This window comes from Nostoc sp. (assembly GCF_036919555.1).
Taxonomy (GTDB): Bacteria; Cyanobacteriota; Cyanobacteriia; order Cyanobacteriales; family Nostocaceae; genus Nostoc.
The window spans coordinates 40,947-52,287 of record NZ_JBALCS010000012.1; the positions used below are offsets into that span (position 1 = coordinate 40,947).

Genomic DNA, 11,341 nt, shown 5'->3' on the forward strand with positions numbered 1-11,341 from the left:
AGAAACATAATGAATTTGTTTACCAAAATGGTAAACTTATATTAGTCGAGTCACGCATGGAAATCACCTTCGCTAACGGCAAACTGCAAAACCTATGCGAAAAACAAGACTTAGCGCAAAAAAAATTGGGTGCAAACTGTGCCAAGAAATTGACAACCCAGTTGGCTATTCTTGGTGCTGCTAGTTGTGTCGCCGAATTAGTTATAGGTCATCCCCACCCCTTAAAAGGAGATAGGGCAGGTGAATTTGCAGTAAACCTAGAAGGTGGTAAACGACTTGTATTTAAGCCAGATAATGACCCCATCCTTCTTAGCGAGGATGGAAGCATTGATTGGTCAAAAGTTACTGCTGTTTGTATTGTTTTCATTGGAGATTACCATGACTAAGACAACCCGACCATTCACTCCAGATTGGGTATCTTCTCCCGGTGATGCCATCGCTGATTTATTAGAAGAGCGTGATTGGACACAAGCACAATTAGCAGAGCGTTTAGGGTACACCACAAAACATATTAGCCAGTTAATCAACGGCAAAGCGCCGATCAATGAAGAAACAGCCCTGAAGCTAGAACGAGTTATGGGTAGTACAGCAGCATTCTGGCTCAGATATGAAGCTCAATATCGCGCGGCTTTGGCAAGGAAAGAGGAAGAAAACCGCTTAAAGGAGTGGACATCTTGGTTAGATCAGTTACCAGTCAAAGACTTGATGAACCAAGGTGTAATTCCTAAGTGCCGTTTAATTGGCAAGAATAAGCCTGGTTTGGTAAAAAAGTTACTGCAATTTTTCGGTGTTGCCTCGCCGTCAGATTGGCAGAATTATTATGCAGGTATGGAAGTTGCTTTTCGTCGGACACGCGAAGAGCAAAGTGATGTTGGTGCTATTTCCACTTGGTTACGGTTGGGGGAAATAAGAGCAGAACAATTAAACTCTCCCAAGTACAGTAAACCAAAATTTGAAAAGGCGGTGCGGGAAATTCGCACTTTGACGGTGTTACCGCCAGAGGAATTTGAACCACAGATGCAAAAGTTGTGCTGGGAAGCAGGGGTTGTGCTTGTTTTAGTACCATCAATTAAGAAAGCGCACGTCAGTGGTGTTGCCCGGTGGTTAAACCCGCATAAGGCACTGATTCAACTTTCACTTTACGGTAAAACCAATGACCGCTTCTGGTTTAATTTTTTCCATGAAGCAGCACATATTTTGCTACATGATAAGGAAAATATTTTTCTCGATGAATGGGATAGTGGGGAAAGTTTAAAATCGGAGCAGGAACGCCAAGCAGATCAATGGTCGCAGGAATTTTTGATCCCACCTGAGTATGAGGGGGAATTAGCAAAGCTTAAATATGAAACTGATGCGATCGATTTTGCCGAACGTATCGGTATTCATTCTGCTATTGTTATGGGTCGCCTGCAACACGATCATCTAATTGATCCGTCTTGGATGAATGGTTTAAAGGTGAGTTTGAATTTTCAAGGGATAAAATAAGCAGGCGATAATATAAGTCGGTATGTTGAAAATAGAGTGGAAATATGTGAAGTTTGGCGATGTGGTGCGCCAGCAATATTTATTAATTTCAATAATAAATATTGCTGTGTACTAGCGGAAATTTTTACTTTTGGGTAGTAGTATATTTTGCTGAAAGCGATCGTTCCGATCACGCATTAACACAGAGTGTAAAAGCTTTAGAGACAAGTGATTAGGGACTTCCAAAAAATAAAATATTCTCTAACAAATAATGATCAATCACTATCAGGAGCAATCAGGGGTAGCCGTTGGCTGTCCCTGATTCCCTATTTTGTTATATTTCTCGATATTCTTCAAAAGTGCAGAGCAGAGATCGCATTTTGTTTTTGCTAGTTTTCAAAATCACATCTCTGGTGTAAGTAAGTGGGTCAAATTAAATATAAAACCTCACCCTGCCTCCGGCTTCGCTCTCCTTAACAAGGAGAGGGATTGAGGGTGAGGTTTGATCTTATGTTTAATTACGCCTACCTACTTACTAGAAAATAGACAGTACAGTTATTATGAGGCCGAAGAATCTTCATTATCGGAAGGGAACTTCAAAGTTACTGCACCCTCATGTTTATTATCAGAATGACAGTTGTGAGTAACAGCCTGTTGATGACTACCAGAAGGGGGCGTGTTTGGTACTACACCGCCGTCTTCATTATCAGAAGGGTACTTCTTAGTCATGAGTGTCTGTCCGCCGCTAATTGCTTCTGATTCTTGATCAGAAAGGTCTTCACCGTTTTGTCCTTCTAGGAATCGGGCGAAGAATGGTACTGCTTGTAAATTCAAATCTTCTGGTTTGATCTCAGACACAATCTTTACTCCTATGAAAAGTGAATTTAAATTTATACCATATTTCATGATACTACATAATACTTAAGTAGAGCAAGTGTTAATTGATTGTTAACCTAATATTTACTTATGTAAAAATGCTTGTATAAAGTTGAAAGTATAATAATTTTTCTCAAGCAGTTAATTAGGAAAAATTACATTTTGCTAGACACTGACTATTTATTTGCACAGTTTAATCCGATTTACAATTATTCATAAGGGTGAAATTGCAATACAGAATTTCATACCAAATTAAGTTTAAAAAAAAGTCTGTGAGCGATAATTTGCCGACTTTAGAGTGTTTAATAAAGTTATTGCCAAAAGTCTAGTAGAAGCAAAAACATGAAAGGTTTCAAGAAGCTATCCTCAATAGCAATGTTGCTATGTGCCTTTGTGTATCCGCCCTCATTAGCTGAAGCGAAGGATATTTCTCTAAATAATGCTCGCAATCAACAGAGCGCTGCGCCAGAGGCTAACCTAGTTGGAGATAAAACTGGAGAGCTTTTAATTGCTCAATGGCGGCCAAGACGATACCAAATGATCCGACGACGGCAGATTATCCGACGCCGGGAGCCTTTCGGACGATACGAAAATATCCGACGCCGGCCTTTTGAACGATACGAAAATAACCGACGGCAGCCCTTTGAACGAGAGCGGATTATCCGACGCCGCTATTGATGACTGCTGATACAACGAACAAATGGTTAGTGGTTGTTTTATTAACCACTAACCATTTGTTCGTTATGTTGTAAGGGAATACCAAAAAATAAATTATCCATAACCTGGCGTGCGTTACCGCTTTAGCCTAACGCACCCTACCGCTTGGATATTTTTTTAATTGTCAGTCCCTAATGGCTTGCTACTACCTCTGATTCTAGGCGAACCAGTCGGTCTGCCAAAAGTTTCTCAAGGTCTTCTAATGCCTTGGTAAAACCTTTGATGCCCTCGTCTAGTTTGTCAGTTGCCATGCGGTCAGCCGCGTGTAATTTGTCATAGGTAGCTTTGTCAATGGATATCTTTTCAATTTCCAAGTTTGCTACTTTAGCAGGGTCGAGTTTGCGTGGTAGTTCCCCAATGGTTGCATGTAATTCAGCTAAAAGTGACGGTGAAATGGTTAATAAATCACTACCTGCAAGTTCAGTAATTTCACCAATATTACGGAAACTAGCTCCCATAACTTCGGTTTTATAGCCGAATTTCTTGTAGTAGTTGTAGATTTTGGTGACAGACAAAACTCCAGGATCTTCGGCTGCTGGGTAGCTATCGCGTCCGGTATCTTTTTTGTGCCAGTCGAGAATCCGACCGACGAAGGGAGAAATTAAGGTGACACCAGCTTCTGCACAGGCGATCGCTTGGTGAAGCCCAAACAACAAGGTAAGGTTACAGTGAATACCTTCTTTTTCGAGAATTTCCGCAGCCCGAATGCCTTCCCAGGTGGTGGCAATTTTTATTAACACGCGATCGCGGCCAATTCCGGCGGCTTTATACTGGGCAATTAATTCCCGTGCCTTAGTCAGGGTAGCTTCGGTATCGTAGGACAAGCGAGCATCCACTTCCGTAGACACGCGACCAGGAATAATTTGTAAAATCTTTAATCCAAAGGCAACTGCCAAACGGTCAAAAGCTAGAGAAACTATCTGTGCTTGGGTGGCTCCGGCTCCAGCATCTTTCTTGGCCTGGAGTAAAGTTTGATCGACAATTCCCTGATATTCTGGCATCTGCGCCGCAGCAGTAATCAGAGAAGGATTGGTGGTGGCGTCTTGGGGTTTGAACTTTTCAATTGCCTGAATATCCCCTGTATCTGAGACTACAACAGTCACTTCTCGCAATTGTTCCAGTAAATTCTTAGACATAAAATACTCCGTAATGTTTGTTTAGGATTTACTTATTCCCCAGTTCTTTACACTCTTTACTGTTCCTTCAATTCTGATTCTGGCAATTTTTCTTAATCATTGCCCAAGTTTGCTTACTATCCACAGCCACAGCCCTATTCTAAGTGGGTTATGCCGAAATTGGCTGTCCAATGGAATGCACTTTGATTAAACTAGTTGTGCCCGATTTACCAATAGGGACACCAGAGGTAATTACCACCTTATCGCCCTTATTCGCTAGACCCATGTCTACAACTGTGTTCACCACATTGGTAAACATCTCTTCGGCATTGTGAACTGGTGGGATCAGCAAAGCTTCCACACCCCAAGAAAGCGCTAGCTGGCGATAAGTGCTGATGTCAGAGGTTAGGGCAATAATGGGAGAAGTAGTCCGATATTTAGACACCATTCTCGCCGTATTTCCTGATGAAGTATTACAGAGAATTGCCCGTGAGTCTGTTTCATAGGCGATGCGACACACGGATTCTGCCACAGATTCGGTAACGCTGAGACTGCCTGCTTCATGACACCAGGCATGTCTGCTACCTTCATCTAGAGCCTGTTCTGTCCGCACGGCGATATTGTGCATCATCTCAACGGCGGCGATGGGATATTGTCCGACGGCTGTTTCACCAGAAAGCATTACTGCATCTGTACCGTCTAAGATGGAGTTGGCAACATCGGTTGCTTCGGCGCGGGTGGGGTCGGGGGCGCTAATCATCGACTCTAGCATTTGCGTGGCTGTAATCACCGGCTTGCCAGCCCGATTGCAACGGCGAATAATATCTTTTTGAATTAGGGGTACTTCGTGAATTGGCACTTCCACCCCTAAATCACCACGAGCAATCATAATTGCGTCGGCAACTTTCAAAATAGAGTCAAAGTTCTCTACTGCCTCTGCTCTTTCGATTTTGGCAATTAAGCGGATGGAAGCGCCAGCTGCTTCAATCATCCGCTTGGCAGGTTCTAAGTCTTGTGGCGATCGCACGAAGGACACTGCCACCCAGTCTACACCCAACTGAATCCCAAAGCGCAGATCCAGCAAGTCTTTTTCGGTGATCGAACTGACAGGTAAAGGAGTTTGTGGTAGGTTCACTCCCTTGTGCGTGGAAATTAACCCGCCAATTTTCACTTCTGCCCGAATGCGATCGGCATCGCGATCGGTGACAATCAACTTAACGCGACCATCATTAATCAAAATCGGTTCGCCTGGTCGCACCATTGCAAACAAAGTCGGCAATGGTAGAGGTATTTCGTCAATACTCTCACCCTTTTGTTGCAAAACAAAGGTAACTTCACTACCAGCTTCCAGATTTAACCCTTCTGGTGGTAAAATTCCTAAGCGAATCTTGGGACCACAGAGGTCTTGCATAATTGCGATCGGCTTTTGCTGCTCAGTACTAATCTGCCTGAGATACTGAGCCGTTTGGGCGTGGAATTCATAAGCCCCGTGGGAGAAATTCAACCGTGCCACATTCATTCCAGCTTCTACTAAAGCTTGCAGCTTTTCAGACGCAGATGAAGCCGGCCCAACAGTACAAATGATTTTGGTTCGACGCATAGGGATTGGGGGTTGAGGAATAACCTGCAAATTTGGATGCCTCATACCAATTCGTAATTCGTAATTAAGAGACTTCAGATTTAATCTGGGTTTTCCGGTTTAAATCTTGAGGTTTCTTTTAGAGAATTGGTATTATGCGATGCGACGCCGAACAGTCCGTCGTAAACATCGCCCAAAGCATCCAAATTCACATGTGCTTCATATCACTGTTTTGCTAAAAAAGTTACTTTATTTAGTCTTGTTTTCAGGGTATTTACCATCCCAAATCCCAAAAGTCCCTAGTCAAAAGTCAGAAGTTAGCATTCAAAAGCTAATGACTAATGACTAATGACTAATGACCAATGACTAATCAAACCACAGCTGCTGTCGGTGCGAGTTTTTCCTTTTGTGACATAGACAACATCAGCTCAATCACGCGATTCGAGTAGCCCCACTCGTTGTCATACCAAGCAATTACCTTGAAGAAGTTGGAGTTCAACTCAATCCCAGCACCTGCGTCGAAGATACTGGAATGAGTATCGCCTTGAAAATCTGTGGAAACTACTTCTTCATCTGTGTATTCCAAAATACCCGCTAGAGAACCTGCGGCAGCCTCCTTCATGGCAGCACAGATTTCCTTATAACTGGTGGCTTTGGCAGTTTTGAAAGTTAAATCAACTACAGAGACATCGGGAGTCGGAACTCGTAATGCCATACCAGTCAACCTACCCTTCAATTCTGGTAAAACCAGTGCTACGGCTTTAGCTGCGCCTGTGGAGGAGGGAATAATATTCTGGCTTGCACCTCGACCACCCCGCCAGTCTTTCTTGCTGGGGCCGTCTACAGTTGGCTGAGTGGCAGTCATGGCATGAACTGTGGTCATCAACCCTTCAGTTAACCCAAAGTTGTCATTGATCACCTTAGCTATGGGAGCTAGACAGTTTGTAGTGCAGCTAGCATTGGAGACAATGATATCCTTGCTGGGGTCAAATAGGTGATGATTGACACCCATTAGCAGAGTAGAAACTCTATCTGGATCTTTGGTGGGAGCGGAAATTACCACTCGCTTTGCACCTGCCTTCAGGTGGTTTGCGGCTCCTTCGTAGTCAGTGAAGAGTCCTGTAGATTCCACGACATAATCTGCACCTAATTTTGCCCAAGGTAATTCTGCTGGATTCCTCACAGACACACAAGGAATGAAATGCCCGTCAATGACGATGCCATCTTCCTTAGCTTCAATCTTGTGTTTTAATTTACCGTGGGTTGAGTCGTACTTTAATAGGTAAGCGAGGTTATCTGGTGGTACTAGGTCGTTAATGCCCACAAACTCAATGTTGGGGTTATCGATGCCAGCGCGAAGCACAAGTCGCCCGATTCGACCGAAGCCATTGATACCAATTTTTAATTTAGTCAAGATTAAACCTCCCGTTGTGGAAAGTTGAACAAAAGGAGAAAGTTAAAAGTCAAAATAGATTGCCTTTTACTCTTTACTTTCTGATCCTGACAGTCTCAGTCGGTTAAGCCATGTTTACTTGGCATCTTTTAAGGTTTGGGGCATTGGGCATTGGGTATTGGGTATTGGGCATTGGGTATTGGGCATGGGGGATTGGGCATAGGGTATTGGGAAAACCCAGATTAAACAGTTTGATAAATTGTTACATCGCCCAGACTGTTCAAATAATTTGCCCTTGCAATCCACGATTTGTTAGAAGGTAAACGGCAAAAGTTCCTAGCCAGTGACTAGCTGCATAATGTTCAATTACAACATCTGTTAGTCCATGCTGACGATGGTGAAGGGCAGTAGAGCGAAGTGTTTCTATGCGGCGATCGCTATTTGCCAATCCAGAGATGATACCATCAAGCATCCAAGCACGACTGAGATTAAGACCCCAGAAGTGGGATTGCATATAATCTTGAGGATTATCTACTCTGGCAGGTTCTAACCAATTTGCTGAATTCTCAATGGGTATTTGTGGAAGAAAATCGGTGAGCCAGTCAGTGAAAGCTGTGGTTGGGAGGATTCGCCGCATCAGGTCTGCTTCAGCAAGGCCAGGAGACAGAAAATCGTAGCCAAGCGGCTCAAATTGTAAGGAGTAGTTGCGATCGCTAAAATAGAATTGGCGTGCTTTGTTCTCCACTAACTGAGTAAAGTCAGTATTTTCGGTAATCCTTGCCCAATCTAGCATCAAACCAAATGCAAAAGCTGTTTGGCTATGCATCCCTGTGCGATTGGGGAGTTTTAGTCGGTCAATCCAGCGCTGTAAGTTACCTGCAATCAATTTTTCTAGCGGTTCCAATACAATCCGCCATTCTTTCGCTTGAGGATGATTCCACTCGTGAAGTTCCGCAGCCAGTTGCAGAAGCCATGCCACACCATAAGGAAATTCATAAAAGGGTAGCCGTTGAAAATGGGCAATCTCTCCTTCAATCTTCTCAGGTGTTAGGCTCTGCTCAAGTGCTTGCTTTGACGCGGCATTGAAAGAGGCTTCAGGAAAGTGACGCATAAGACGTACCAGCAACCAGTGACCATGTACGGCTGAATGCCAATCTAAGCAGCCATAAAAAGCAGGAGTCAATTTACGCGGTGGTTTTATATCCTCGTCGCTATCAGCCCAATACAGATTACTGTTGGGATACTCCCGCCCGATACAATCCAGCACTAATTGAGCAAATTGTGCTGCGATCGTTTCATTTATCTCCAAATTATCGGCTGGCATGGTCACTTAGTACAGTTTTACGTAAAAGCGTAGCGTTTTTAATGCAGGGGAACGCGTTAACATTATATTGCGACGCATTGGCATTGTCAGGGGACGCATTAACATTGTATCGGGATGTATTGGTATTGTAAGGAGACGCATTAACAATGCGGCCGACGCATTAACATTAGTATCGGGATGCATTGGCATTGTAGGGGAACGCGTTAACAATGCAGCCGATGCATTGGCATTGCAGAATAGAAATATGAATTAGAGCGATCGCTATGAAATGTCCAAGATGTGCATCAGATCACATTTGTAGTTCTGTAGCGCTACGGGCGTTAAGCTTGAAGCGATGTCTACGACGGGCTACGCCTACGCCTAATTCATATTTTGATTCAGCAACACCAAAGGGCGTGGGTGATTTTCTTGTAAACTCAAATAAATATCTTAACTAGTATGTTACAGCTATTTTCAGGTAAATAGACCACGCAGTAAGGGCACAGCATTGCTGTGCCCCTACAACAGATGTGGTTCAAATACTTGAATTCTGCTGTAAGCCCTGCTGCATGTCCTTCACCACACCTCTTATGCCAGATAAATCTGCACCAGAAATTGAACTGATACGCGCGGCGTACGCTGCCTTCAACGCGCGAGATATTGATGCCGCCCTCGCCACAACGACTCCTGACGTGGCTTGGCCGAAAGCGTTTGAAGGCGGTTATGTCGATGGACATCAAGTAGTCCGCGCTTACTGGATGAGGCAATGGTCCTGCATCAATCCGCACATTGAGCCGATTTCCTTTCACCGAGAGGATTCCGGGCGTATTTTAGTCGATGTGCATCAGGTCGTGCGCGACCTAGCTGGAACAGTTCTTTCCGATCAGCACGTTGGTCATCGTTATACCATTGAGCATGGCTTGATTCAAACTATGGAAATCTGTCCACCTCCATTGTCCGGCCACTGAGCCTAACAAGGCGCTGCAACGAACGGCGGGGTAGTGTCTGACGCAAAGAGGTTGCTTTTCCTAACACACCCAACAATTTGTCTTAACCCAAGGGTATTGTGATATGAGTTATTATTTTAAAATTCCTAACACTTCCATCACTTCTACTTCAGGTTTCACCCTCGCTTCTGCTTCCAGAAATCCGGCCACTTGAGCCTCTATTTCATCCCGAACAATTTGGCGATACTCCACGAAATGCTCAATTTGGGCACAAACGGCTAAGTAGCTACTCACTCCACCCGGATTATGCTGATACATACTCCACAAGTTGCGCCAGAATTGCCAGCGCGTTTGACGAAGTAGACCTTGGCGCCAGCAAATCACCAGCAACGCTCGGATTACTTTCCAGTTCAATGGTTTCTTAGCAGCTTTGCCCTTTTTCGGATAGGTTGCTTCGCCCAAAAGACGGAAGTGTTTGTATGTACGCTCCAAAAACTGCTCTGGCTCATACAAATCCCAGAACGCCTGCACATATTCGTGAGCGATGTCTTCTAAAGGTCGAGTTGGGACAAAGTTCATCAACGTAGTTTGGTTGATGTTGGCTGATTTGTTGCGGAGTCGTCCTTCCTTTTCTAATCTATGCCAGAGGGCTGTATCTGGAAGCGCTTGCAGCATACTAAATAAAGCTGTGGGAATTGCTGTTTGCTCAACAAATTTAACAATTCGTGCGCCTGCTCCTACCTTCTCGCCATCAAACCCAATGATAAAGCCTGCCATGACTCGCAGCCCTGAGCGAGTAATCTTATGCACCGCTTCAGTGAGCGAGTCTCTAGTATTCTGGTATTTCTGAGTGAAAGTGAGACTTTCTTCGTCGGGGGTTTCAATTCCCAGAAAAACAGCTCCGAAATTACACACTACCATCAAATCCATCAATTCTTGATCTTGGGCTAAATCAACTGAAGCCTCTGTGGCGAAGGAAAAGGGATAGTTATGTTCCACCATCCAGGGCAAAAGAGACTTCAAAAATAATTTGACATTCCGTTTATTACCAATGAAGTTGTCATCCACCATAAAAATACTGCGCCGCCAACCCAGTTTGTAGAGATAATCAAGTTCTGCTAACAGTTGTTCTGGGTTCTTGGTGCGGGGTTTGCGACCGTATAGCACAATAATGTCGCAGAATTCACACTGGAAGGGACATCCACGGGAAAATTGTACCGACATCTCTGCATAAGCATCAAACTCTAGCAAGTCAAAGCGAGGAATCGGAGTATTGGTAACATCTGGTTTTTCACCACCAGAGCGAAAGATACCTGTGCGATCGCCGCGTGCGATCGCTGCTACAAATAAAGGTAGGGTGATTTCCCCTTCGTCTAATATCAAATAATCTGCTCCGGCGGATGTCATTTCATTCGGTAATGCTGTCGGGAACGGCCCACCCACAGCGACTTGTTTACCTCTGGAATTTGCTTCCAATATCTGAGAGAGCAAATCCTCTTTTTGCACAATCATTGCCGACATAATAACCAAATCTGCCCAAGCCCATTCTGCTTCTGTACAGACGCGAACATTTCGATCTACTAGCTTGAATTCCCATTCTTGGGGTAGAATTGCCGCTACAGTTACCAAGCCTAAAGGCGGTAGCATTGCTTTCCGGTCTAATAAAGCCAGTGTCTTTTCAAAAGACCAAAAACTTTTTGGAAAACGGGGGTATAGAAGTAAAATGTTCATATTCGATACTTATAACCCTTGATGTTTGCTGCTGGTTGAGTTGATGTCAAGCTAAACTAGTCTGACAACAGATTAGAGGAAATTCTATATACAGTAGTTGTAACCTCTACTATGACTGATTTAGACAAAGCAATATTTTGTCATAGCAATTATTACTGTAGACATCGCAATTTCCCGAAATCCTCAAACATCTATGGCTAAAAGATTTAGCCAGAA

The 11,341-nt window shown here is 43.9% G+C and carries 10 protein-coding genes; 4 read left to right on the forward strand and 6 right to left on the reverse strand.

Features of this window, described 5'->3' with window-relative positions; translation table 11 throughout:
• Nucleotides 1–56: 56 nt before the first annotated feature.
• Both V7K36_RS04435 and V7K36_RS04440 read left to right on the forward strand, forming a co-directional pair.
• Nucleotides 57–386: a type II toxin-antitoxin system RelE/ParE family toxin gene (locus V7K36_RS04435; RefSeq protein WP_335113547.1), complete on the forward strand. Its 330-nt coding sequence runs from the start codon at nucleotides 57–59 to the stop codon at nucleotides 384–386.
• The gene (locus V7K36_RS04440) at nucleotides 379–1,485 is read left to right on the forward strand and encodes a HigA family addiction module antitoxin (RefSeq protein WP_335113549.1); all 1,107 of its coding nucleotides are present in this window, start codon (nucleotides 379–381) and stop codon (nucleotides 1,483–1,485) included. The genes V7K36_RS04435 and V7K36_RS04440 overlap by 8 nt, the downstream gene beginning before the upstream one ends.
• A 537-nt stretch (nucleotides 1,486–2,022) precedes the next feature.
• Here the strand turns inward: V7K36_RS04440 and V7K36_RS04445 are convergent.
• Nucleotides 2,023–2,322 (reverse strand): microviridin/marinostatin family tricyclic proteinase inhibitor, encoded by a 300-nt coding sequence (locus tag V7K36_RS04445; protein ID WP_335113551.1) that lies wholly within the window; start codon nucleotides 2,320–2,322, stop codon nucleotides 2,023–2,025.
• A gap of 360 nt (nucleotides 2,323–2,682) precedes the next feature.
• On the opposite strand from V7K36_RS04445, the gene V7K36_RS04450 reads away from it, so the two are divergent.
• Nucleotides 2,683–3,018 carry a hypothetical protein gene (locus V7K36_RS04450; protein ID WP_335113553.1) on the forward strand — a complete coding sequence of 112 codons (336 nt, stop codon included), beginning with the start codon at nucleotides 2,683–2,685 and terminating at the stop codon, nucleotides 3,016–3,018.
• Between the two features lie 170 nt (nucleotides 3,019–3,188).
• On the opposite strand, the gene V7K36_RS04455 is transcribed toward V7K36_RS04450, so the two are convergent.
• The 4 genes from V7K36_RS04455 to V7K36_RS04470 form a co-directional block, all read right to left on the reverse strand.
• Complete coding sequence (locus V7K36_RS04455) at nucleotides 3,189–4,193, reverse strand: transaldolase (protein WP_335113555.1); 1,005 nt, start codon at nucleotides 4,191–4,193, stop codon at nucleotides 3,189–3,191.
• 148 nt (nucleotides 4,194–4,341) lie between these two features.
• On the reverse strand, nucleotides 4,342–5,772 hold the full coding sequence (pyk, locus tag V7K36_RS04460; protein ID WP_335113557.1) for a pyruvate kinase: 1,431 nt from the start codon (nucleotides 5,770–5,772) through the stop codon (nucleotides 4,342–4,344).
• Nucleotides 5,773–6,121: 349 nt separating this feature from the next.
• A complete protein-coding gene (gene gap / locus V7K36_RS04465) occupies nucleotides 6,122–7,165 on the reverse strand; it encodes a type I glyceraldehyde-3-phosphate dehydrogenase (protein ID WP_335113559.1) in 1,044 nt (347 codons plus the stop codon).
• Nucleotides 7,166–7,424: 259 nt separating this feature from the next.
• Nucleotides 7,425–8,468: a DUF2891 domain-containing protein gene (locus V7K36_RS04470; RefSeq protein ID WP_335113561.1), complete on the reverse strand. Its 1,044-nt coding sequence runs from the start codon at nucleotides 8,466–8,468 to the stop codon at nucleotides 7,425–7,427.
• Nucleotides 8,469–9,037: 569 nt separating this feature from the next.
• Here V7K36_RS04470 and V7K36_RS04475 point away from each other — a divergent pair.
• The gene (locus tag V7K36_RS04475; protein WP_335113563.1) at nucleotides 9,038–9,415 is read left to right on the forward strand and encodes a nuclear transport factor 2 family protein; all 378 of its coding nucleotides are present in this window, start codon (nucleotides 9,038–9,040) and stop codon (nucleotides 9,413–9,415) included.
• A 111-nt stretch (nucleotides 9,416–9,526) separates the two neighbouring features.
• Here the strand turns inward: V7K36_RS04475 and V7K36_RS04480 are convergent, their stop codons facing one another.
• Complete coding sequence (locus tag V7K36_RS04480) at nucleotides 9,527–11,125, reverse strand: B12-binding domain-containing radical SAM protein (RefSeq protein WP_335113565.1); 1,599 nt, start codon at nucleotides 11,123–11,125, stop codon at nucleotides 9,527–9,529.
• Nucleotides 11,126–11,341: the final 216 nt, after the last annotated feature.